Annotated in this window: 22 protein-coding genes, 1 other RNA gene and 1 pseudogene; 8 read left to right on the top strand and 16 right to left on the bottom strand. The window is 42.9% G+C overall.

Going from position 1 to position 24,537, the window contains the following annotated elements:
* Window positions 1–5 precede the first annotated feature (5 nt).
* From J7W08_RS00975 to rpl3p, 3 genes are read right to left on the bottom strand one after another with little or no spacing between them, the layout of a single operon-like run.
* Complete coding sequence (locus tag J7W08_RS00975; protein WP_233084840.1) at window positions 6–254, bottom strand: 50S ribosomal protein L23; 249 nt, start codon at window positions 252–254, stop codon at window positions 6–8.
* On the bottom strand, window positions 251–1,012 hold the full coding sequence (rpl4p, locus tag J7W08_RS00970) for a 50S ribosomal protein L4 (protein ID WP_233084839.1): 762 nt from the start codon (window positions 1,010–1,012) through the stop codon (window positions 251–253). The genes J7W08_RS00975 and rpl4p overlap by 4 nt, the downstream gene beginning before the upstream one ends.
* Before the next feature lie 5 nt (window positions 1,013–1,017).
* Window positions 1,018–2,031 carry a 50S ribosomal protein L3 gene (gene rpl3p, locus J7W08_RS00965; protein WP_048193250.1) on the bottom strand — a complete coding sequence of 338 codons (1,014 nt, stop codon included), beginning with the start codon at window positions 2,029–2,031 and terminating at the stop codon, window positions 1,018–1,020.
* 659 nt (window positions 2,032–2,690) lie between these two features.
* Here rpl3p and J7W08_RS00960 point away from each other — a divergent pair.
* Window positions 2,691–3,713, top strand: a complete 1,023-nt coding sequence (locus J7W08_RS00960) for a methyltransferase domain-containing protein (RefSeq protein ID WP_233084838.1) — start codon at window positions 2,691–2,693, stop codon at window positions 3,711–3,713.
* Window positions 3,714–3,786: 73 nt separating this feature from the next.
* Here J7W08_RS00960 and J7W08_RS00955 read toward each other — a convergent pair whose 3' ends face one another.
* A complete protein-coding gene (locus J7W08_RS00955; RefSeq protein WP_233084837.1) occupies window positions 3,787–4,182 on the bottom strand; it encodes a response regulator transcription factor in 396 nt (131 codons plus the stop codon).
* Window positions 4,183–4,357: 175 nt separating this feature from the next.
* Entirely contained in the window at window positions 4,358–4,612 is a 255-nt protein-coding gene (locus tag J7W08_RS00950) for a hypothetical protein (protein WP_233084836.1), read from the bottom strand.
* A gap of 230 nt (window positions 4,613–4,842) precedes the next feature.
* On the opposite strand from J7W08_RS00950, the gene rnpB reads away from it, so the two are divergent.
* Window positions 4,843–5,195, top strand: an RNA gene (rnpB, locus tag J7W08_RS00945) — RNase P RNA component.
* Between the two features lie 41 nt (window positions 5,196–5,236).
* Here rnpB and J7W08_RS00940 read toward each other — a convergent pair.
* From J7W08_RS00940 to J7W08_RS00915, 6 genes are all read right to left on the bottom strand, one after another.
* Window positions 5,237–5,854, bottom strand: a complete 618-nt coding sequence (locus J7W08_RS00940; RefSeq protein WP_233084835.1) for a DUF116 domain-containing protein — start codon at window positions 5,852–5,854, stop codon at window positions 5,237–5,239.
* The gene (locus tag J7W08_RS00935) at window positions 5,847–6,482 is read right to left on the bottom strand and encodes a DUF116 domain-containing protein (protein ID WP_233084834.1); all 636 of its coding nucleotides are present in this window, start codon (window positions 6,480–6,482) and stop codon (window positions 5,847–5,849) included. The genes J7W08_RS00940 and J7W08_RS00935 overlap by 8 nt, the downstream gene beginning before the upstream one ends.
* Window positions 6,483–6,589: 107 nt before the next feature.
* Window positions 6,590–7,828: a (Fe-S)-binding protein gene (locus tag J7W08_RS00930; RefSeq protein WP_233085711.1), complete on the bottom strand. Its 1,239-nt coding sequence runs from the start codon at window positions 7,826–7,828 to the stop codon at window positions 6,590–6,592.
* Window positions 7,828–8,637: a disulfide reductase gene (locus J7W08_RS00925; protein WP_375141055.1), complete on the bottom strand. Its 810-nt coding sequence runs from the start codon at window positions 8,635–8,637 to the stop codon at window positions 7,828–7,830. The genes J7W08_RS00930 and J7W08_RS00925 overlap by 1 nt, the downstream gene beginning before the upstream one ends.
* 299 nt (window positions 8,638–8,936) lie before the next feature.
* Window positions 8,937–9,599: a ferredoxin-like domain-containing protein gene (locus J7W08_RS00920; protein ID WP_233084833.1), complete on the bottom strand. Its 663-nt coding sequence runs from the start codon at window positions 9,597–9,599 to the stop codon at window positions 8,937–8,939.
* Window positions 9,600–9,635: 36 nt separating this feature from the next.
* The gene (locus J7W08_RS00915) at window positions 9,636–10,019 is read right to left on the bottom strand and encodes a ferritin-like domain-containing protein (protein WP_233084832.1); all 384 of its coding nucleotides are present in this window, start codon (window positions 10,017–10,019) and stop codon (window positions 9,636–9,638) included.
* A 174-nt stretch (window positions 10,020–10,193) separates the two neighbouring features.
* On the opposite strand from J7W08_RS00915, the gene J7W08_RS00910 reads away from it, so the two are divergent.
* The 5 genes from J7W08_RS00910 to J7W08_RS00890 all read left to right on the top strand — a co-directional run bounded on the left by J7W08_RS00910 (window position 10,194) and on the right by J7W08_RS00890 (window position 15,045).
* A complete protein-coding gene (locus J7W08_RS00910) occupies window positions 10,194–10,889 on the top strand; it encodes an RNA methyltransferase (RefSeq protein WP_233084831.1) in 696 nt (231 codons plus the stop codon).
* Window positions 10,890–11,031: 142 nt separating this feature from the next.
* Window positions 11,032–13,122 (top strand): minichromosome maintenance protein MCM, encoded by a 2,091-nt coding sequence (locus tag J7W08_RS00905; RefSeq protein WP_233084830.1) that lies wholly within the window; start codon window positions 11,032–11,034, stop codon window positions 13,120–13,122.
* A 12-nt stretch (window positions 13,123–13,134) separates the two neighbouring features.
* Window positions 13,135–13,425, top strand: a complete 291-nt coding sequence (locus J7W08_RS00900; RefSeq protein ID WP_233084829.1) for a DUF424 domain-containing protein — start codon at window positions 13,135–13,137, stop codon at window positions 13,423–13,425.
* 34 nt (window positions 13,426–13,459) lie between these two features.
* A complete protein-coding gene (locus J7W08_RS00895; protein WP_233084828.1) occupies window positions 13,460–14,122 on the top strand; it encodes a hypothetical protein in 663 nt (220 codons plus the stop codon).
* Complete coding sequence (locus J7W08_RS00890; protein WP_233084827.1) at window positions 14,119–15,045, top strand: coiled-coil protein; 927 nt, start codon at window positions 14,119–14,121, stop codon at window positions 15,043–15,045. Before J7W08_RS00895 ends, J7W08_RS00890 begins: the two co-directional genes overlap by 4 nt.
* A 243-nt stretch (window positions 15,046–15,288) precedes the next feature.
* Here J7W08_RS00890 and J7W08_RS00885 read toward each other — a convergent pair whose 3' ends face one another.
* The 5 genes and pseudogenes from J7W08_RS00885 to J7W08_RS00865 form a co-directional block, all read right to left on the bottom strand.
* Window positions 15,289–15,729: an S-layer protein domain-containing protein gene (locus tag J7W08_RS00885; protein ID WP_233084826.1), complete on the bottom strand. Its 441-nt coding sequence runs from the start codon at window positions 15,727–15,729 to the stop codon at window positions 15,289–15,291.
* Between the two features lie 120 nt (window positions 15,730–15,849).
* The gene (locus J7W08_RS00880; protein ID WP_233084825.1) at window positions 15,850–16,815 is read right to left on the bottom strand and encodes a biotin--[acetyl-CoA-carboxylase] ligase; all 966 of its coding nucleotides are present in this window, start codon (window positions 16,813–16,815) and stop codon (window positions 15,850–15,852) included.
* Between the two features lie 56 nt (window positions 16,816–16,871).
* Window positions 16,872–18,371: pseudogene (locus J7W08_RS00875) on the bottom strand (acetyl-CoA carboxylase biotin carboxylase subunit).
* 15 nt (window positions 18,372–18,386) lie between these two features.
* Window positions 18,387–20,102 carry a sodium-extruding oxaloacetate decarboxylase subunit alpha gene (gene oadA, locus J7W08_RS00870; protein ID WP_233084824.1) on the bottom strand — a complete coding sequence of 572 codons (1,716 nt, stop codon included), beginning with the start codon at window positions 20,100–20,102 and terminating at the stop codon, window positions 18,387–18,389.
* Between the two features lie 286 nt (window positions 20,103–20,388).
* Window positions 20,389–20,856 carry a hypothetical protein gene (locus tag J7W08_RS00865; protein ID WP_233084823.1) on the bottom strand — a complete coding sequence of 156 codons (468 nt, stop codon included), beginning with the start codon at window positions 20,854–20,856 and terminating at the stop codon, window positions 20,389–20,391.
* A gap of 144 nt (window positions 20,857–21,000) precedes the next feature.
* Here J7W08_RS00865 and J7W08_RS00860 point away from each other — a divergent pair, with 144 nt between their 5' ends.
* Window positions 21,001–24,438 (top strand): DNA polymerase II large subunit, encoded by a 3,438-nt coding sequence (locus tag J7W08_RS00860; RefSeq protein WP_233084822.1) that lies wholly within the window; start codon window positions 21,001–21,003, stop codon window positions 24,436–24,438.
* The last annotated feature ends 99 nt before the right edge of the window (window positions 24,439–24,537 follow it).

Here is a 24,537-nt window from a genome sequence, read left to right as displayed (position 1 = left end):
TCACCTCACACCAAACCGATCCTTGTTGCGATCTCATGTGCAGCATCCGGTTCCTCGAATGTGACCAATGCCTTCTTTAAGCCTTTCATGGTGGTCATTGTACGTACTGACTTTACAGAAAAGCCATACATCTTGACCACGTCAGCCTCCACCTGCTTCTTGTTAGAGCGTGTGTCGACGACGAACTGAAGCTTATTATCATCCATAAGCATCATTGCTTTTTCAGTAATGAATGGATACCTAATAGCGCTCATATGAACATACCCTCCATGTTGGTTATTGCAGATTCAGTCCATATAGTAAGTCTGCCTGCATGGGTACCTGGTGCCAGAAGTTCTGCATTCAGGGAGTCTACTGTAGCAACATCGACACCTGAAAGATTGTTAGCTGCTTTAAGGATAGGACTTTCCTCTCCAGTCACAATCAAAACACTCTTCCTTGTCTTGTACTTACGGCCCCTGCGCTTGCCTTTACCGGCCCTTATGTGTTTACCTTCCTTTGCGCGGATAACATCATCATAGACACCAGCTGCCTGAAGGAAGCTGATTACGTCCTTTGTCTTCAAAAGACCTTCAATGGTGTTCTCTGCAACAAGAGGAACTTCTGCGTCGAATCTGTGTCCGCGTGCCTTTACAAGGTCAGCATCGATAGTTGCTGCAATTGCGGATCTGATAGCCAGACGCTTCTCTTTCTTGTTGATCTTTTCTGTACGGTCAGTCTCCGGCTTTGGAGGATGTGCACGCCTTCCGCCCACTGCCTGTGGGATTCTTGCGACACGGCTTCCATTGGATATCCTTGGAACCTGTGCAACACCTCTGCCTGATCCCCAGGAGTGTGCTGATGTTTCCATACCTGAATACTTCTTAGGACCATATGGCTGGAGTCTGTTAGCCTGTGCAGAAAGAACTGCTTTCTTGATAAGATCCGGCCTGAAAATCTCATTAAAGACTTCCGGCAATGCGATCTCGCCTTTAGCATTTCCTGATAAATCAATAATATTTGCTGTGGTCATTCACTTCACCCCTGCATGGACTGTGTACTAATGTGAACGATCTGAGGTTCTCCCATGCTGGATACCTTTGATCTGGTTGGTTCCCTGAGTCTGATCAGTCTCTTTGATGGACCTGGAACACTGCCTTTGATCAAGATATAGTTGCCACGAACAACACCATAGTTGGTAAATCCGCCTGCAGGATTGATCTCTTCAGCGTCTGAAGACATCTTTAAGATCCTCTTGTTGTACTCAGTTCTCTGATGGTAACCCATCTGACCCATTGCCGGAACTCTCCAGCTAACGTGTGCAGGAGTCCATGGACCGAGGGTACCGACCTGTCTCAAACTTCCCTGACGGGAGTGTTTGTTCTTCATGAGGTTGATTCCCCATCTCTTTACAGGGCCCTGTGTGCCGTGACCGGTTGTGATAGCTGCAACATCGATGATTCCGCCATTGTCAAACACATCTGAAACATCCACCATGGTTCCCAGAATGGTTTTTGCGAACTCGAACTTTGCACCCACATCAGATCCACTTACACCAGTTTCCATTACATCCGGTACCTTCTTTGGAACACCAGTAAGTGTTGAAGGTAATGTGTATGTGATGACCCTGATATCTGTTGCCTTGCCGTTTTCGACAAGTGACCCGATCTTTTCGAGTGCTGCGTTGACGTCATGGTTCTTTGGAGCTTTGATCCTGCGGTCAAGATCGCTGTCCAGAACATTTGTCCATGCTTCTGCAAGAGCTTTCTCACCATGAGTGTTCTCGCCGTATGCACGAATTGCTGCAACACGAATTGCTGGGGTCTCAATGACAGTTACAGGAACGGATATTTCGGTACCCTCTGTAAGACTGTTCTTTGTGTCATCGATCATGATAACGTGAGTCATACCGACCTTGTAACCTGCAAAACCCTGCAGTTTAGGTTCGGCGCTTGACTCTGGCCATGATCTAAACCTTGGAATGTGACTTTGTGCTCGCTTGCGTGGACTGAATGCAAGGGAACCCCGTCTTGGTCTGTGTCCTTTTGCCATTTGTATTCTCCTTCTTTTACGATTCTTTTTGAAACAACGTTTCGTTTTTTCATGATGTAGGACAAGACAATGAAAAGAGTTTAAATTCCAAAATGTATGCAGCATATCTTATAGCTCAAAACAGAGCTATGCAGACTGACTGCCCACATTACGCGGAAAGCAAGATAACTAACATACTGGTCATAACGGATAGGACGAATCCTTCCGTACGTTCGTACTCAATCATCTCTAAAAGATCTAGCCATTCGGTGCTCCCTTGCACACATTTGCACACAAGAGCGGGCATTCCGTGAAGAGGCCCATGAACACTTCCTGTTAAATCCGACTTTTCACACTTGCTTATTCCTACGTTATGATCTTTAGTTTTGTAAAGTGGCAAGGCCAAATTACATACTTAATCCTAACTTAGGGTTCCTAAATGTTAGATTCAATATATAAAGGTTTTGCACGGATTCCATATTAAGTGGTCCGATGAAAATGCATACGACCAAGGGTTTTCACACAACCGATGAAAAATAGAGATAATCATTAAACATATCCAGAGATTTTAATGGATATTTTCTGAACATCCCCGGACATAGTTAAATGTACCGGAGAATAAAGCTCAAATCATTGGATGGATTTAAATCGATTGAACCTTTCATTCATACTGATCATAAGTGTCACGAAAAAAGAAATTTGATAACAGAATTAAAGCCGATAATGATGGCCTGCGTTTTGCAACACCGGAAGTAGTTGCAAGTTACCGTGCCAAACGCCTCAAATGCCGAACTATCGCAGATATAAGTTGCGGGATTGGTGGCCAGACCATATTCTTTGCAAAAGAATGTGAAAAGGTCTACGCCATAGAGATAGATCCTCAAAAGATAGAATATGCAGAAAAGAACTGCAAACGTTATGGATTGGATAACGTGAAATTCATCTGCGGAGATGCACTTTCAGAGGAAGTGATCGAACAGGTCCCAAAGATAGATATCCTGTTCTCAGATCCTGCAAGACCACCATCAGAAGATAAGCGTCACGTTTCAAGCCTTGAACCGGGAATTCCAAATGTACTTTCTGCCTATGCAGAAAAAACGAATAATTTTGCATTCGAAGCACCACCACAAATGACTCCTGCCAGGATCCCTTTCGATTGTGAGAAAGAGTACCTGTCACTTAACGGACAGTTAAATCGATTGAACCTGTACTTTGGAGATATCAGATCATGCGACCGTTCAGCAGTTTCACTACCCTCCGAAAAAAGGATCGATTCGAATGACCCAAAGGCAGAAGTAGTAAAAACAGAAGATATTGGACCATTTGCTTGTGAACCGGAACCTTCAGTCGTCAAAGCCGAATTGCTCCCAGAGTTTGCAGCTGCGATCATGACAGATTCAAGTTCGCAAGTAAGCCTTTTTAACATTGACCAAAAGAGGATTCTGCTTACGTCCGAATCTCCGATAAACAACACTATTGCAAAAAACAATTATGAAGTGCTTAAGGTAGTGGAGCTGGACACTGCACTAATTAATAAGGAACTCCGGAAAGAAGATGTTGACACAGTAATATTAAGAGCAGGAATTGATCCTGCAAGATACTGGAAAATGCGAAATGAGATAGAGGAAGGTCTAACGGGTTCAGGTACAGTACATCTTTTTGCAAAGGATGGGAAAGCCATCATATGCAAGATAATGTATTGAACTTGCAAGTTCAAAAATTAGATTTCAGAAAGATAAATAAATAGATAAATAAAAATGCAAGAATTAGTTTGTATCAAGCATCCCCAACAAGGGACTTGATACGTCCTACAAATTCAGTATTATTAAATGGCTTTGTAATGTAATCATTTGCATTCAAGACATTAAGTCCAAGCATCCGGTCGAACTTCTGCCCTTTTGCGGAAAGGATCGAGACCGGAACATCAGGCAATTCTTTTTTGATCTTATGGAAAGTTTCCCAGCCATCCATATCAGGCATCATTAGATCCAGCAATATAGCATCTGGTTTTTCAATATCAAGCATTTCCAGACATTTAGCACCACTGCCAGCCCCCACCACCTCGAAACCTTCTGTTTCAAGGAGAGAACTGACAAGATAAATGGTGTCAGCATCATCATCAACTATCATTATTTTCTTGTTCAATGCAACAGAACCCCTAATCGACCTCATAAACAATGAATTCACATGACATAGACATTACAATAAATCATTAATGTTAAACAGTACATAAATATTACGTCTTTTTTAATTATTCCTAAAAAAATAAAGAACTTGATCGAGAGGGACAATAAAAAACTTATCGAAAAGATAATGAGGGAATAATCAATCAAAGGATAATATAAATTCAGTCATTAATGTCCGATTCACGTCCCTTCAAAGAAGCAGACTTCGAAGAGTAGTTCCCAAAACCATTGGCAGCATTAATATCAGAACCACGCAAAGTAACCCCTTGTGCAGGTGTAACTGAACCAGGCAGACCTGAATCGATAGTTTCCACCATACCACCTACTTTTGAAGACAACACCACTAGTTCCGAATGAAGTTGTTTGGTCTTCTCGACCATTTCTTTATATTGATCAAACACTGTTTTTTCAGACATATTTCCACCACAGAAAAAGTCATTTAAGAGTACTAATAACAATATAAAGTATATAAATAATACCATTTATAACCTTTGTAAAATCAAATATAGAAATAAACTCAATCGGCAGGACAAAAAGAAATAAAATTAACCAAAATGCAAATAAGAAAAAATAAAACAAAATAAGATCAGAACAGAAGACAGATTTTAGCGCCAGATATATATCTAACATACACAACCTTACACCCGAGAGAGGAAGGACGACCGCCGGGCCTTTGGCCTGAGGAAAGTCTCCCCATCATCCAGATACACGAACGCCTGTGAAGGGTATCTGGCGAGAGCCAGGGCGCTGGCACAGAAACGATACCACCCCATGTTAATGCAATGATACTGAAAGGTTGAGGTCGCATGGAAAGTGGATGGAACGGCGAAACCTCGTGGGTGCAAGTTGGAAGTAGGGATAAAACGGGTTTCTGGACCGTCCCGAAGTTATTAACGCTTAGCCGAATGTCGTCAGTGCAAGAGTCCGTAAGGAACTTCCCTGTCCGCCCTGCAGATAAGGAATTTTGCACCAACAGAAGGGAGCTTACTCTCCTCACTCACAAACCACATTTTTGTTTCGGAATAAAATTACAGGAACGATCAGGCAAACATCTTCATAGTGTCAGTGACCAGATCGTAATCTACTTTTGTATTATAGCAACCATCGTTCAGCATAGGGACACCATAGGTCACAACACTTGTTCCTGCAAGTGACCTCATCCCCTTATTTATCTCATAGTCACATGCAATGACCAGTACACCATCTGCATAGTGGTCCCTCAGGATGTTCTTGACAAAAGAAGAACCAGTTACAATGTAGAGATCATACCCATATTCTTTTGCATCTTCTTTCAACTCGCCCATAACGCAATTGCCACAGGACTTGCACTGTATACCATACTTCGTTGCATATGCAGGACAATCAAGTGAACGCATGCAATGCGGAACGAACATAAGCCGTTTCTTTGTCTTTGCAAAATCAGACTTGTGTGCAGAATTCTTTAAAGAGACCATCCAACGATCAAGTTTTCTTGGATCTGAGAACTTACAAAATAGATATTTAAGTGGCAGGAAAAAGAAATCCAGTACATTCGCAAAAAAACCGGAAAGCCAGACGCTTCGAGTAAGACTTACACGGCTAACATAAAGCGATAGAGCTGAAATAAAAATAGATAGCCCTAAAAAGACCAATAATAATTTGCCTATCAAGTTATACATTGCAGAGCTCCATTTTTTCGATCACTTCAGCAACATCTACTTTTGTGTTGAAGCAACCATCCTTCAAGAGGCAAACACCCTGAACCGGCATAAATGACATTTCCCCCATCGACTCCGAAAGGTCAGTATAGCATGCCACACCAATACATGAATTGGGCCTGTGTGCTTTCATTATCTTCTTTACAAAACTACCACCAGGGATCACGTAAACCCTGAAACCATGTTCATCAGCAGCTTCACAGATGTTTCCGATATCGCATAGACCACACTTTTTGCATTCATATCCAATTATAGGATCACATCGGGCCCTGCAATTGGCATGACGCATACACTGGGGCAAAAATACAGCCCTTGGGCCTTTTGCATTGATAAAATCATCACGCATTACTGCATTCCTTACCTCAATAAGGATCTCATCCACAAGAGTAACCCTTATAGAGAAGACACCACACATCCATTTGGCAGGCGAGTAGAACAGATAAAGCATGAATAGAACAAAGTTCGGGAAGACAACCTTTTTCTTCTTAAAACTGTAAGATCCAACAAGTAAAGCTAAAACGATCCCCAGTAGAGCAAAGAGAAGCATATATACGAATAGCTTACCCAGAAGTTCATAGGGAATTTCCATGAATCAGAGAGGAAGTAGCAATATTTAAAAGTAACTGTGGAAAAGAACTGCGTTAAAAATAAAAATAAGAAAAAAAGAGATTAAAAGTAGAGAGCTCAGCCCTCTACTCAGTCATCAAGTTCAATTCCAAGTGCTTCAGCTGTAAGAACGATAACATCCTCAACAACAAGCTCATCTGCACCAAGGGAATCCCTTCCATCAGAAAGGTTCCTTCTACAGAATGGACATGCGCTTGAGAGAATATCAGGGTTCTTTGCAAGAGCATCCTGAACACGAGTCTCAGCGACTTTGAGAGCAAGGTCTGGAATACCTGCCTTCACACCACCGCCAGCTCCACAGCAGCGCTGGTTTTCTTTGATACGGTCCATCTCTTTCAGAGTAATACCAGGGATAGCGTTAAGAACACTCCTTGGAGGCTGGAAGACACCTACGTGACGACCAAGGTGGCATGGATCGTGGTATGTTACAGTAAGGTTGTCAAATGGCTTTTCCCATTCGATCTTTCCTTCTTTGATAAGTCCCTCAAGATACTCTGTGATATGAACAACCTTGAAAGGAAGCTCTTCACCAAGAAGCCTTGGCCAATCAACGAGTGAAGCCCTGAAGCATCCTGCACATGCATAGACAACAGTCTTTGCACCCTTTGCAACGATACCATCAACATTGCTTCTTGCAGCCTTACGTGCAATGTCCTCGATCTCATACTGACCGGTCCTGACAAGTGCGGAACAGCAGCAGCATTCGTCTTCACCAAGCATTGTGAACTCAATGCCAAGCTTGTTAAGCACACGTGCTGTAGCTAATGCCAGCTTTGCTTCCCTGAGTTCTGCAGTACATCCTCCGAAGTAGAGGAGCTCTGCCTTGTCAGCGATCTTGATATCTTCAGTGATCCAGTTGAGCCTGTCCTTGTTGTCAGCCATGTATGGGTTCATGTACTCACCGATGAGCTTAACAAACATTCCCTGCTTACCGAATGGACCGTTTCCACGCTTTACAAGGTTTGCACGCATGGATTCCCAGAGTTCAACAGTGTTTATACCGACCTCACAGACAGTTGCACACATTGCACAGGTAGTACATCCATAGACATCATCCTTGAACTGCTCGATCTCTTCCTCAGGAATTGCCTTTGGGCCGAACAGCCTTGCACGAAGACCATAGGACTTATTCATGAACTGTCTCCACCTGAGGATCTTGTCCCTTGGTGCAAGTCCAGGATCTTTTTCGGATGCATCATAGGTTGGACACCAGTTGACACATTCACCACAGCGTACACAAGCATCGAGCTCCATGAGCTGCACAGCAGTAAAGTTATTTGTATTAATTGAAGGTTCGCCTTTCATGATCATTCGCCTCCCTTGTTAGCCATGAGAGTAAGTGGTCCTGCGATCATATGCATATATTTGCTGAATGGGATATATGCAATACAGAAGAACAATGAGATCACAACGTGGAACAATGATGCAGGTGGTGCAAGATCGGATTGCATCCCCATACCCCAGAAAGTACCATTCCTTACACCGTCAGCAATGAAACCTGTGATGACAATGATAGTAAGTCCGATAAGAAGGACAGAATCAAAAGCAATAGTGCTCTCACGGGCTTTTGTTACGAAGAGTCTCCTGAAAATTGCAATGATGATACCGAACAACAGGATATAGCTGAATACATCATTAGGGAAACTGAGCATCTCTCTGAAAACTTCAGGTGAGAGAACATGTACACCAAGAAGGTAAATTACTTCAACAACGAACATAGCTATTGACATGATACAAAGAGCGATCCATCCACCAAAGATAGCTAGATGCATGGCCCATCTTGCAGGACTGCGCTGTAAAGCACGTCTCTGAAGGAGAGCATCAAGAATAAGTGTAACAAATATGTTCTGGCCATGGCCGTGTCCTTTTGCACTCATCTGATAGGCTAACGCTTTAGGGAATGCAAGTATGCTTCCTGAAGGCTTAAGACTGTATCCTTCGGAACCTTCGCCCCATTTTTTAAGATTGATATACATACCGACCATGAAGATCGCGATTGAGATTGTGGCCATGATCATGACCGCTGCAAATGTGATCCTCATAGATTCAGTAAGCATCCCGAAACTGTTTACGATCTCCGTAGACTCAGTAAGTCCACTGAAATATTCCATACTCATAAATTATTCTCCTGATATTGCTACGAAACATTATTACTACATAGTTCTAAAAAGTATAATGATACCGAATACGGTTTGTGTATTGGTGGAACCTATTGTATTTAAATATTTTCATTAGCAGAGTGCTTATCAGAAGAGTCAAAAATAGTCAAAAATCTATTAGATATAGCCTCAGTTTAAGATCAGAAATGATTTTTATAATAACTGAATGTTTAAAGACAGATAAGAAACTTGAAAAGATATGAGATAAAAACTCATTACAGATTATAAAGCTATCAGATGATTAAGAAAAATAGAAATTATATTAAGCCAAGCTCCTTCTTGAAATTATCCAGACCCATATCATCGATAAGTCTGCCAATACGATATCTTTTAGCATAGCCTTTGTACATACCAATGATTTTTTCTATAAGTTCAAGAACCTCAGTCTCGTTGAGACCTTCACTGATAACATCACCAAGTCTTGGTCTAATACCAGCATTCCCCCCGACCATCACAGTATAGCCCCGGGGAGTTCCCATTATGCCAATATCCTTTACAGCCGGTTCGGAGCAGGAATTCATACACCCACTTACAGCCATTTTGAACTTTGAGGGAAGCTGCACGCCATGATATTTTTCATCAATAATAGAACCAAGAGAAACAGCGTCCTGCTGTGCTCTTTTACAAAAAGTAGTACCAGGGCAGACCTTTATGCTACGAACGCATTTACCGATCGCAGATGCAGGTTCCATTTCAAGTTCCAACCACGCATTATCAAGATCCTCTTCTTTTAAGCCGACAATAGCAATACGCTGTGCCGATGTAAATTTAAGAACTTCAACACCATATTTCCTTGCAACATCCACTATCCTTTGTAATTCACCAGGACTTACGATGCCTGCCGGAGTTTGTGGAACTATGGCATAAGAACACTTGTCACGCTGAAGTATAGCACTCTTATTTAACAGATCCTTTACCAATAGTCCCACATCCGACTTAAGATTTTAATATATTACTTATTCAATCTTTTTCAGTTTTTTGAGGAGACCTGCAAGACCTGCATGATGTCTTGCCTCATCAAGTGATGCTCTTGCAAAGAACAATGCAGCAGCTTCGTTACCCTCCTCGCGAGCGATACGTGCAGCATCAGCTTTCTCCTGCTCAGCCATGGCTTCACCCTCGAGCATCATCTCGATGTTCTCGATAGTAGTGCCTTTTATAGCACCAAGGATCTCAGCAACCTCTGTAGCATGCCATGCCTCATCCATAGCGATCTGGCGGAAATAGAGAGCAGCATCAAAATGACCTTCACGCTCTGCCAGTTTTGACATTGCAAGGTACCATCCAACTTCAGTAGTCTCACCCTTAAAAGTAGCTTTCAGAATCTTGTCTAAACTCATTTGTTTACCTCCTTGATACAAATTGCATAGTATAGATTAGCAGGATTCTTCATAACGTTTATGGAATACTGACAGATACTGTTGTTTAATAGCAGTTCCGCATATATATTCCATTAATGAATGATATTCCAGATTGCGCAAAATATACATGTATTGATGATATTGAAGGATGAGATGACTTTTAATTTGAGGATAGTTCTGGTGGAACCTTTATACCAGGGTAATGTCGGATCAGTAGCAAGAGCTATGAAAAATTTTGGATTCAGTGACCTTGTGCTGGTAAATCCATGCAAACTGGAAAATGAAGCGCGAGCCTTGGCATCGCATGCATGGGATGTACTTAGCAGCGCAAGGATAGTCACCAACATCGAACAAGCCATTGAAGGAGCTGATGTCGTGGTTGCAACAACAGGCATCACTGGGCTTAAAACAGATGAACATATACGCATGCCCCCATATACACCACATGAACTTAAAGAAAAGTTCAATGGAACGAATGGAACGATTGCCATCCTCTTTGGCAGGGAAGATAATGGGTTCACCAATGATGAGCTAAAACTAAGCGATATGATAGTGAGCATCCCAACTTCAGAAATATATCCAATAATGAACCTGTCACATGCCACAACTATTATGCTATATGAATTAAGCCAGATCGATGCAGGAGAACAGCAACTTGCTGATGGTTTCGACCTCAAGCTCCTACATGAGCATATTGGAGAACTTCTGGACGATATCCAATACCCGGAACACAAAAAGGAAAAGACACACCTTATGTTCAAAAGGATATTCGGAAGGGCACAACTCATGCCAAGAGAAGTGCAGACATTGAGAGGCTTTTTTGGAAAGATACAACAACTGCTGAAATGATCATCAAACGGATTTGACCAGTACTAATCTTCTCAAATTATTATTTAATATGATACCGACTCGAAATATTGATATGTATTATGATATGTTGTAATCTTCGATAAATGAAGTATCATTCCAAAACAGGAAAAATGTGAATCAAATGAGTGAAGTTAAATGGGATGAAAAATTCAGGGATTTTCTAAAAAGATACTGCTGGGACGATATACTCCTGCTTGCTAATGAATACCCCGAGCTACGTAGCATTACAGTCGATTTTCCGGACCTTGAACAATTCGATGCAGATCTTGCATATGAACTACTCGAGCATCCCGATGATGTGATACCATATGCTGAGCAGGCGCTTCGTGAAATTGATATACCTATCGAGAAAGACCTCGATGATGCCCACGTACAGTTCATTAACATCCCAAACCGTGTTGCAATAAGGGATCTGCGTAGTAAGCACTTGCTGAAGTTCATATCCATTGAAGGAATGATACGCAAAGCCACGGAAGTCAGGCCAAAGATCACAAATGCAGCATTCATGTGTATGCGGTGTGAGAACACAAGCTATGAGCCACAGGATGGACCGAAGTTCGTAGAACCTAACGAGTGTGAGAATGAATCATGCGGCAAAAAGGGACCTTTCAAATTGCTTATCGACCAGTCCAGCTTTGTAGATGCACAAAAGCTTCAGGTACAGGAAGCACCAGAGAATCTCAAGGGCGGCACACAACCACAAAGCCTTGATGTTGATGCAGAGGATGATCTTGCAGGACTTGTCAAGCCTGGCGATCGTCTTGTAATAAACGGAATACTACGCTCACACCAGCGAACCCTGAGAGAGGGAAAATCCACGTTTTACGACCTCGTCCTTCACGCGAATTCCATCGAATATGTAGATCAGGAATTCGATGAACTCGACATAACTCCCGAAGACGAAGAAATGATTATCGAAATGGGCAATGATCCAAATATTTATAAAAATATAACCGGATCGATCGCACCGTCCATCTACGGTTATGAGGACATAAAAGAGGCACTCAGCCTCCAGCTATTCTCAGCAGTCCCTAAAATGTTACCCGATGGTTCACGCGTCAGGGGAGACATACACATACTGCTAGTCGGAGATCCGGGTATCGCTAAAAGTCAGTTGCTTCGCTACATGGTGAAAATATCACCCCGTGGTGTGTTCGCATCAGGTAAAAGCGCATCATCCAGTGGTCTGACAGCTGCAGCAGTAAAAGACGACCTTGGAGACGGACGCTGGACGCTGGAAGCCGGTGCACTGGTAATGGCAGATATGGGTCTTGCAGCAGTGGACGAGATGGATAAAATGAGCAGGGAAGATAAGAGTGCATTGCACGAAGCAATGGAACAACAGACCATAAGTGTTGCAAAAGCAGGAATCCTAGCGACGCTTAAATCAAGGTGTGCGCTCCTTGGTGCTGCAAATCCTAAATATGGAAGATTCGACAAATATGAAGGACTTGCCGAACAGATCAATATGCCACCTGCACTGATATCCAGGTTCGACCTTATTTTCATACTTCTCGATGTTCCTGACCGCACAAAGGATAGCAACATCGCAAACCACATATTGAAATCCCAATATGCCGGAGAACTTTTAGAACAGAAGAGTCGACTCCCATCGTCCAAGGTGACGAATGAGGATGTAGAAGCACATATAGATGTCATACTTCCTACTATCGAAAATGACCTGTTGAGAAAATATGTAGCTTATGCACGAAGAAAAGTTTTCCCAATCATGGAAGACGATGCCCGTGAACACATAATTAATTTCTATCTCGACCTTAGGAGACAGGGAGAAGGCAAAGATTCACCAGTGCCTGTCACCGCAAGACAGCTCGAAGCCCTTGTCAGACTTGCTGAAGCAAGTGCTCGCATACGTTTAAGTAATGTAGTTACAATGGATGATGCGAAAAGAACCACCAGAATTTCCATGGCATGCATGCGACAGGTAGGAGTCGATCCGGATACAGGCGCATTCGATGTAGATGTCGTCGCATCCGGAACAAGCAAGAGCCAGAGAGATAAGATACACCTGATAAAAGAGATCATTACACGCGTCAGTGAAAGGCATGCCGGTTCAAAGGCACCCCTTGAAGAGGTCTTTGCAGAAGCTGAGACTGAAAATATAGACAGGGAAAGAGCAGAAGAGCTTGTCACAAAAATGAAAAGGCAGGGAGACCTCCTTGCACCCGATAATAAACATATAAAATTAGTATGATAAAGTGAACACATGTACCTGAAAATACACAAGTCCGGGAATCAGATGATCGTTGCAATTTGCGATAAAGAACTGATAGGTAAAAAGCTTAAAAAAGGCGAACTGGTCATCGAGATTAGTGAGGGATTCTACAAAGGCGAGATAGCATCTGAAGAGAAGATCATCGAAGCTATATCAAACGCCACAACCGCAAATATATTTGGCAGTCGCGCAGTACAATGCGCCATCGATGCCGGCGTGATCGACTCCGGATGCGTTATATATATTGAAGGAATACCACATGCACAATTATATAAATTATAAAATATTACAATTATGACATGAATTTGGTGGAACTATGAGTGAGAGTACACAAAATAATGAAGTTTCCATTCTTGACAAAAATGAATTGATCAAGAATGTGATCACAAAGCACAAACGCCTTTTAGAAGAATACAACAAAGAGTTCAGTGGACTCGAAGAAAAAGTAAAGGCATTGAACGAAAAAATAGAATCTTCCAAGAAAGGCAAGGAAGATGTATTGAGCCGAACTGAACTGCTAAAAGAAAAGCGTCAACAGCTATACCACCAGGCAGAGAACATACTCGAAGAAATGTTTGACGTTATCGATGAAAAACTGCTGGATAACAAGCTTATGCATGGTATCCACGATGACATCACAAAGGTAAAGCGAGTTATTAAGATCGATGAAGAGAAGAAGGTCGTAGATGAACTTCTCCAAAAACTGGATGGCATGGGAACTCACGAAGATGTCCAGAAGGCCGTTCAGCAGATCAGGACAAGAGTAAATGAAGCCATCATTTCCAGTACCGAACTTGCAAGTATATTCGGTACTGAGAAGAACTTTGAAAATGCCTTCCAAAAAGCAAGAGATGACCTCAAAGAAGTCTCACCTCGCCACGGCTGGCTTGACAACAGAATAAAGAGTCACAATGAAGCTCTTGAATACTGGGAAACGCTTCCATCCAGTGAAGAAAATACCCAGGAGGCAAACGCATGAGCGACTTACCAGATGCAGCAACCATGAACGAGAGGGATCTTAAAAATGTGGTCAACGACTACAGAACAAAGATCTCACAGAACGAACGTACCCTGAAAGCTGTTTTCAGAGACCTGAAGCTACACCGAACAAACATCGATGAGCTTAAAGAAAAAAGGGACAAGCTTAATGCACAGGTAAAGGAGCTGGCAGCAAAGGCACGTGAAGAAAAAAAATTACGTGATGCAGTGAACGAGAAGATCGCTGAGATCAAAGCTTCAAATGAGAAGATACGTGGCGAAAAGGACAAGATCACAGGTAGTATTTCAGAGCTTAAAGCAAAACGTGATGAGTACAATAAACTTTCCCGCGGAAGTGTGGACTCCCTCACAAAAGCATATGCTGCAGAGCTTGACAAGTTTCTGAATGCTGACATTCCACTAAAACACGAGATAGATATCTTTGGAAGACTGACAGAACTTCAACAGAGGATCGACTCTGCAAGCAATGCAGACGATATCCACAAGAAGATAGTAGAAACATACAAAAAATCCGAATCGATCTACAAATCCGATGGAACCGTTGGCGGTAGCGTTAAGGACCTCGCAGAAGAATCACAGAAACACCATCTTACAATGCTTGATAGCTACAAGAAGGTCGATGAGCTTCGCAAAGAAGCGGATATGTACCACTCACAGATCAAGGAGACATATGATGTAGTGTCCCCAATAAGGGAAAAGATCGATCCGCTTAAAGCTAAGATATCACAGCTCAGGGATGAACTCAGCATATATCTTGACAAGCTCAACGACATCCAACTTGAAAAAGATGAAAAGAAGATCGATGAAAAACATAACGTAGCAAAAGAGAAGTTCGAAAAGACAGGAAAGATGAGCCTGCAGGACCTCAAATTGTTAATGGAGAAAGGAGATATTAAGTTCTGAACTTAACCCTACCTTTCTTTTTTCTTTTACTTTTTATTAGTATATTTAAGATTATTTTTACATTCTTCTCATAGCATCATTATTGTTATGTTTGTTGATATCTTTACCATTATGTTTATGATTTGTTTAGTATCATTTTATGATAGGTTTAGCGTTATTTTTATTGCTACCCCATAACTCTGACTGCTTTTAACGCCGGATCAAACTAACTTAGTAAAGCTTCGGTTGTGATAAACGACCACTTCACTTCAAAAAACTACGGCAAATGAAAACAACGACCATACAGCACATCGCAGTTATAAGGCCAAAACCCGGAATGCCATTATCAGAAGTTATATCCGGTTCTGAAGAAGTATCGGAGTCATTTAGAGTTATTTCAAGTTCTTCCAGAATGGGAGCTGGAAGTAAGGGATCACGATATTGGAAAACGGGTCTAAAGGTCACCAGATCACCATCAGGACCATAATATATAGTATCAACAGTCATATTGAATAATTCTATTGAATCACGAGAATAAACAAAAATATCCCCTTCATAAAGAATCTCATCCTTCAGGCTAACACCATCACGCGAAAGTTCCACCCATGCACCCCCATCTTCGTTCACATCTTTAATAACAAAGATATAACCCTGACTGAACTCCCAGAAACTTCCGGTCTCAATGAATATACTGGTGCCATCCATTAACACTTCATTCTTTACCTGAGCTCCGAACGCTGGCAATATAAGGAGCAATAAAATAAAAAGAAAGGATACAAGAAAACGTATCCTATTAATTCTACTGTTTCTCACGTCCCACACCATTTATTTATAGATGCAGCGACCTGCCATGATCTCTTGCACACCTTCAGAAGTCTCGACAATTAGAGCACCTTCAGCAGTAACTCCAGTTGCTTTCCCTGCAATTATCTTCTGGGGAGTTATAACTTCAACCTGCCTTCCAATTGTATCAGATAAAGAGATCCAATCTTCCAGGATCTTCGAGAAACCCTCCAGTTTGAAACGCAGATATTCCGCCTCAAGAGACCTAAGCAAATCCTGCACGAATGCTGCCCTGTTTATATTTTCACCATTAATATAACTCAGACTAGTGCAACTATCCCGCAATTCTCCCGGAAGCTCATCAACAGATACATTAGCATTTATACCAATGCCAATAACAACAAATCCGATATGATCAACTTCTGCATCCATTTCGGTCAGAATGCCACAAACCTTTTTGCCATCAATGACGACATCATTTGGCCATTTTATAGATGCAGCGACACCAAACTGCCTTATGGCCCTGGCAACAGCAACTCCTGCCATAAGTGTCAGCCTTGGTGCATGAACAGGTAAGATGCCTGGTTTGAGGATGACCGAAAGCCAGATACCACCTTTAGGCGATACCCAACGATCACCTTTGCGTCCACGTCCACTTTCCTGCATCTCAGCAATTACAACCGTACCTTCTTCGGCCTTAAAGCCCATTTTCTTTGCCATATCATTGGTAGAATCCACTGATTCGAAATAATGAATTTCTTTCCCGATAATATCGGTGTCAAGACCAATGCTGATCTCAGAAGGATAGAGTTTGTCAGGAGCAGAAATAAGAACATAGCCTGAACCAGGAGATGATCCAATAACATAACCATCCTCTTCAAGGATCTTAATATATTTCCACACCATTGTCCGGGAAATACCCAGCTTTTCACCAATTTCTTCCCCGGAGATAGGTTCTTTGCCAGCTTCTTTCAAAGCTATAAGAATATCCATTTTCCTGTCGACCAAGATAGTAACCCCCAATATGATCAGATCATTATTATAAAAGAATATATCAACAGACCTTATTTAGTCTGTTGATTGCTCTGCTGTTTTGCAGCATTAACGTAGGCACCAACCGCCACACTAGCAGCTGCAACCTTCTTCGAAGAATTGGAAGAACAAAGTACGGATCCCAAGGTAACACCCTTTTCAAGATCATGCTCCACAACCTTTACGACCTCATCGATGATATTGTGATCATCAATGAAATGGGTAGTCAGATCACCACGCACGAATGCTTCATTGTCCAGAACAGCCTTATGGAATGGTATATTGGTAGTAATTCCCTATATCACAAACTCATAAAGTGCTCTTTTCATCCTGTTAATAGCCTCTTCACGATCACTACCCCAGGTGCTTAATTTTGCAACCATGGAGTCATAGTAAGGCGGAATGGTGTAACCCATGTAGACACCACTGTCCATACGTACACCCGGACCACCCGGGGAACGATAACCCCTGATCTTACCAGGAGATGGTGCAAAGTCGTTCAGAGGATCCTCTGCATTGATACGGCATTCAATCGCATGACCCTGGATCTTTATGTCTTCCTGCTTAAAAGGAAGCGTTTCACCATCTGCGATGAGGATCTGGTGTTTCGCAAGATCGATTCCAGTAACAAGCTCAGTGATACCATGCTCCACCTGAAGACGAGTATTAACTTCAAGGAAATAGAAATCACCCTTTGAATACAGGAACTCCACCGTACCTGCATTCTTATAGCCTATTGATTTTGCTGCTTTTACTGCAGCATCGCCCATTTCTTTGCGAAGCTCAGGTGTCATAATAGGAGAAGGTGCTTCCTCCATGAGCTTCTGGTGCCTGCGCTGTATTGAACATTCCCTGTCCGATACATAGACAGTATTGCCATAATTATCAGCAAGGATCTGGAACTCAATATGACGTGGTTCTTCAACGTATTTCTCAACGAATACTGTGGAATCACCAAAAGCAGATTGAGCAACCGACTGAATGGATTCCAATGATGAAGCAAACTCATCCTTTGAGTGGACGATCTTCATGCCGATACCGCCACCTCCTGCAGATGCCTTGATCATTACAGGATATCCAATAGAATCTGCGATCTCAATGGCCTCATCAACATTCTCTATTGCCTTATCATATCCGGGAACCACAGGAACACCGGCTTCTATCATGAGTGACCTGGCTGCTATCTTGCTACCCATCTTCTCGATAGAATCACTTGAAGGACCTATGAAAGTAATGCCTGCATCCTCACATTTCTTTGCGAACACGGCATTCTCGGAAAGGAAACCATATCCCGGATGAATAGCTTCTGCGCCAGACTCCTTCGCAACTTCCAGGATCTTATCCATTTTAAGATAGCTCTGGCTTGAAGGAGCAGGACCGATCAGATATGACTCATCCGCATATTTTGCGAAAAGAGCATTCTCATCAGCTTTTGAATATACAGCCACAGTGGGGATATCAAGTTCTCTGCAAGCACGCATGATGCGTATAGCGATCTCACCCCTGTTGGCTACAAGTACTTTTTTGAACATGATGTATACCTCGGATCAGTTGATTGCCATCAATACTTCTCCCGTACCAACGGGATCACCTTCAGAGACAAAGATCTCCTTTACTACACCACTGACTGGAGCATGGATCGCATTCTCCATCTTCATGGCTTCGATAACACAGATCTTATCTCCTTCTTCAACGGTGTCGCCAACATTGACATTGATCGAAAGGATCATGCCCTGCATGTGGCTTGTAACAGCGCCTTCACATTCAACTGTCGTTTTTGAGCTCTCCACGACCTGGACAGAACCTCCAGTAGGCTCTACCTTGACATCAAATACCTCGCCATCGATCTCAACACGGTAATCGGTCGGTATTTCCACATGGGCCTGTAGAGCAGCCTGCGCAACAGTTACAGGGAGAAGCTCCTCTTCTTCTGCCTCACCAAGCAAGAACTTTGGTGCAATAGCAGGATACAGTATGTAGGTCAAAATATCCTCTTCCTTCTTCACAAGACCCTGTTCTTCTGCCTCTTTCTTAAGAGACTCATATTCAGGTTCCAGAAGGTCTGCCGGGCGGCAGGTAATAGGCTCTTCGTCGCCAATTATCTTTGCGATCATTTCAGAACTGATAGGTGCAGGTGACCTTCCATACAGACCACGAGCATAATCCTTCACTTCTTTAGGTATGACCTTGTAGCGCTCACCCATAAGAACATTCAATACAGCCTGAGTTCCAACGATCTGGCTGGTTGGAGTGACAAGTGGAGGATATCCAAGTTCCTCACGGACCTTTGGCATCTCTTCCAGAACAGCATCATATTTGTCAAGAGCATTCTGCTCCTTGAGCTGTGAAACAAGATTGGAAAGCATACCACCAGGAATCTGGTAAAGCAGGACGTTAGTATCGATCTGCTCTGATATCGGATCAAGTATACCCCGGTATTCTTCTTTGAGCTCCTTGAAGTATCTTGAAGACTCGGTCAGAAGTTCCAGATCCAGACCAGTATCATATTTTGTCCTTGCAAGTGCTGCAACAACTGACTCTGTCGGAGGCTGGGAAGTCCCACCTGCCAGAGGAGATAATGCAGTGTCAAGAACATCGACACCAGCATCACATGCAGCCATATAGCTCATTGAAGCCATGCCTGATGTACAGTGGCAGTGAAGTGCAACAGGAAGACCGACCTCTTTCTTGAGCGAGGTTATAAGTTCGTACGCCTCGTGAGGTGCAAGCAACCCTGCCATATCCTTGATGCAGATAGAATCACAATCAAGCTCTGCAAGATCTTTTGCGAACTCAACATACTTTTCCACAGTGTGAACCGGACTAATGGTATAGCTGATCGTACCCTGAACATTGGCACCAACGTTCTTTGCAACCTTAATTGACTTTTCCATATTTCGGATGTCATTGACCGCATCAAAGATCCTGAATATGTCGATACCATTCTCATGAGCCTTGGTTACGAACTTCTCCACAACATCATCTGAATAGTGACGGTATCCCACCAGATTCTGACCACGAAGTAACATCTGTGCCGGAGTGTTCACCATTTGCTTTTTAAGTTCCCTCAGGCGCTCCCACGGATCCTCATTCAAGTATCTGATACATGTATCAAATGTAGCACCTCCCCACATCTCAAGTGAGTAATATCCGACCTCATCCAACTTTTCAACGATCGGTAACATGTTACGGGTTCGCATACGTGTCGCAAGAAGAGACTGGTGTGCGTCTCGAAGGATTGTTTCCGTGATTTTTACTGACATAATTTTACCTCATAATAAGATCTATTTAGACCCGATCCAGGGGTTGTATTCATGATAAGCTTAAATTGTACATAATTAAACATCTCCTTTTATGTACTTTCTGGTAAGCATATATAAGTAAAACGTAGACCAGAAGTATATTGAAGATAATATAATATGACTGACTATAATATAACGAGACATTAAATCGGAATTATCAATGCCCCACAAGGCCAAACAAAATAAAAAATAAAAAATAAAAAATAAAAAATAAAGAAAAATTAAGATCTGCATGTGAATTTGATATTTATACAAGTCCAACAGAACTCAAAAGTTTCAAGAAAGCTCCACCTACAGAGATAATGACCTTGTCCATAGTACTTGCTGCAACGATCTTGATATCCCCATTGTTATATGCACCATTGAAATCCGTGACAACATCATCGGAGCCCAGGAGTTGCCTCACCACAGCTTCATTGGAAGTTATAGTAAGAGCAGGTTCAAACCCAGGATCAACAGCATCCACTTTTTCAAATGTAGTAACCTCCAGGTCCACATTCGTAACTGCTTTTATGGCAAGTTTGCTTGAGTCATTCATATCGATGAGCAAAAGCATTTCCTCGTCCCCTATAACATATCTGACACTTGTAGGAACACCATCAACGTTCAGATTATATTCATTAACAGCAAGGTCCAGTTCATCAAAAAGATCTGCAGATGCAGGAATTGAAAACATTGAAATTATCAACAGAATTGTTAGTATGCCCAATTTCATATAATACACCTCATTAAACAAAATATGTCAAGCTTAGTATACATTGAATAAATATAAAAATAAGATGGAATCAACCTAAAAGAACATCAACATCTTTTTAATTTCAAAAGCCATAGTCAATGAAATCAGGGAGAGCAACCCAACATGGCAGAAATTGTAGCAAGCAAAGAAATGCATGAGTACTTCAATACGCTTGAGAGCACGTTGAAAAAGGAAATAGAGATAGTCAACAGTGCGCGCTCAAAGGGAAAAGACCCAAAACCTCATGTTGAGATACCCCTTGCAAAGGACCTTGCCGACAGAGTGGAGAACCTTATCGGAGTTAAAGGTGTAGCAGAGCTTATCCGGAAACTGGAAGAAACCAGGTCAAGAGAAGAAGCTGCACTGGCTCTTGGAAGAGAAGTAGCTCAGGGAAAAGTTGGCACTTTTGATTCTAAGTCCGAAGCTATCGAAGCTGCGATCCGTGTGTCCGTTGCCATGCTGACAGAAGGAGTTGTTGCTGCCCCAATTGAAGGAATTGACCGTGCAGGGATCGGAAAGAACGATGACGGATCAGAATACGTCAGCATCTTCTATGCCGGCCCGATACGCAGTGCAGGAGGTACTGCACAGGCACTATCCGTACTTGTTGGCGATTATGTACGCAGAGGCGTTGGCATTGACAGATATAAACCCCGAAAAGAAGAGGTTGAACGCTACATTGAGGAGATCATGCTCTACAAAAGGGTTGCAAGTCTCCAGTACACCCCATCCGAAGAGGAGATCAGGCTGATCGTGGAGAACTGCCCAATATGCATCGATGGAGAACCAACTGAAGCAGAAGAGGTTGAAGGACACCGTAATCTCGAAAGGATAGATACCAACAGAGTACGTGGCGGAATGGCACTGGTACTTGCTGAAGGCCTGGCACTAAAAGCTCCAAAGATACAGAAGCATGTAAAAAAACTTAAGATCGACGGCTGGGAATGGCTCGAACAACTGATCTCCGGTACAAAGAGCACATCTGACGACAGTGGCGAAGAAAAGAAAGATGAGAAACCGAAGATCAAGCCTAAGGACAAGTATATGCGAGACCTGATCGCCGGAAGACCTGTATTTTCCCACCCGTCCCGACCAGGAGGATTCCGGTTGCGCTATGGAAGGTCGCGCAATACGTCCTTTGCAGCCGCAGGAATAAATCCTTCCGGAATGCTTGTGATGGACGACTTCATCGCACCGGGAACACAGCTTAAAGTTGAAAGACCTGGAAAAGCAGCAGGAATGGCACCAGTGGATTCCATCGAAGGCCCCACAGTAAAGCTCAGGTCAGGAGATGTTGTCAGGATCGATCGCATAGATGAAGCATATGAATTACGCTCAGAGGTCGAGGAGATCATTGACATCGGCGAGATACTGATAAATTACGGCGATTTCCTTGAGAACAACCACCCACTTGCACCATCACCATACTGTTTCGAGTGGTGGATACAGGAATACAGGAAAGCTGGGGGAGACCAGCCAGATGCCGAAGAAGTTCTTAAAGACCCATCCCAGGATGTTGCATTGGATGCCAGTAAAAAGTATGGAGTAGCCCTGCACCCTAAGTTCACATACCTGTGGCATGATATTGAAAATGATAAGTTCGAACAGCTTGCGGACTTCATATCTGAGAATGGGATCCTTGAAAGCGAGAGAAGAGTACTAAAGTTGCCACACGATGCCGCACTTTCAAGCGGAGTGAAGAGAACACTTGAGCTACTACTTGTCCTTCACAGGATAAGCGACGGGATGATACTGATCGAGGAACCGCTGCCATTCATCTATACCCTTGGACTGGATGACGAGCTCAGAAAGAAGTGGGATTCTCTTGAACATGAAGAGGTACTTGACAATATCAATCAAATAACGGAATTTGAAGTACGGCCAAGAGCTCCCACACGCATCGGTGCAAGGATGGGAAGACCGGAGAAATCTGATAAAAGGAAGATGTCACCAGCACCCCATGTGTTATTCCCCATTGCAGAATCCGGAGGAAATACACGAAAACTTGAAAATGCCGCCAGCTTCAAGGCATCAACAAATGCAAAGGTCGGAGAGATAGCTGTAGAGATAGGGAACAGGATCTGCCCGGCATGTGGAGTGGAAACCTTCGAATACAGGTGTGACTGCGGCGAATATACCATGCCAAAACTTTTCTGCCCCAGATGCGGCATTTCTGTGAACAAAGCGGAATGTCCAAAATGTGGCACAAAGACAACCTGCACAAGTATGAGAAAGATCGATTTCAAAAGCATTTACCAGAAAGCATTCGAGAAGGTCGGTGAAAGAGACAAACTCGATTCATTCAAAGGTGTTAAGAAAATGATGTCAAAGGACATGACACCCGAACCTCTCGAAAAAGGGATCCTCCGGGCAAAACATGACCTGTTCACCTTCAAGGATGGGACAGTGCGTTATGACATGTCGGACATACCACTTACACACATCAGACCTTCCGAGATAGGAGTCACATGCGAGAAGCTTAAGGAACTTGGCTATAAGGAAGACATCTATGGAAAACCACTTACAGACCCTGAGCAGGTGCTCTGCCTCAAGGTTCAGGACCTTGTGATATCATACGATTGCGCCGATTATATTCTAAGGACCATGCAATACATTGACGATCTTCTTGTCAAATATTATAAAGAAGACCCATATTATAATGCGAAGACAAGGGATGACACGGTTGGCACCCTCCTTATGGGACTTGCACCACATACATCAGCAGGTGTACTTGGAAGGCTTGTAGGATTTACCACAGCTGCAGTCGGATATGCACATCCGTTCTTCCATGCTGCAAAAAGGCGTAATTGTGATGGGGATGAAGATTGCGTCATGCTGCTCATGGATGGTCTGCTCAACTTCTCCCGTGAATACCTGCCGGACAAAAGGGGAGGAAAGATGGATGCACCCCTCGTTCTGACCACACGCCTCGACCCCAGTGAGGTTGACAAGGAAGCACATAATATAGATGTCTGTGAATCATACCCGCTGGAATTCTACGAAGCTACACTGAGAATTGCAAACCCGAAGGAGTTCGAAGACACTTTTGACCTGGTCAGCAGCAGACTTGGTACCCCATTACAGTATGAAAAGTTCATGTTCACCCATGATACATCCAACATTGCGGCAGGTCCGCTCAAAAGTGCATACAAGACACTTGGAAGTATGGTCGAGAAGATGGATGCACAACTTGAGCTTGGAAAGAAGATACGCGCTGTTGATGCTTCAGATGTCGCAGAGAGGGTGCTTATATCCCACTTCCTGCCGGATATGTTCGGAAACCTGAGAGCTTTCTCAAGACAGGGGACAAGATGCGTAAAATGTGGTGCTAAGTACCGCAGACCACCACTTACAGGCAGTTGTCAAAAATGTGGTGGCAGAGTTATCCTTACGGTTCACGAGGGTGCTGTCAAAAAGTACCTTGAGGTCTCAATGAAAGTGGCAGAAGAGTACAATGTTTCAAGTTACACAAAACAGCGCATTGAACTGATAGGCTACGACATGAAGTCACTTTTTGAAAATGACAGGTCCAAACAGATGGGACTTTCAGACTTTATGTAAAAATATTGCAGCAAGTGCTGCAATATATTAGTGTGCAAATACAATAGATCAGTGTATAATATATCCGTTAGCAGATCGATATATTAAACAACTGATCGA

The sequence above is a fragment of the Methanococcoides orientis genome, from assembly GCF_021184045.1.
Taxonomy (GTDB): domain Archaea; phylum Halobacteriota; class Methanosarcinia; order Methanosarcinales; family Methanosarcinaceae; genus Methanococcoides; species Methanococcoides orientis.
The sequence above is the reverse complement of the archived record's forward strand: the minus strand, read 5'-3'. Positions and strand labels throughout refer to the sequence as shown.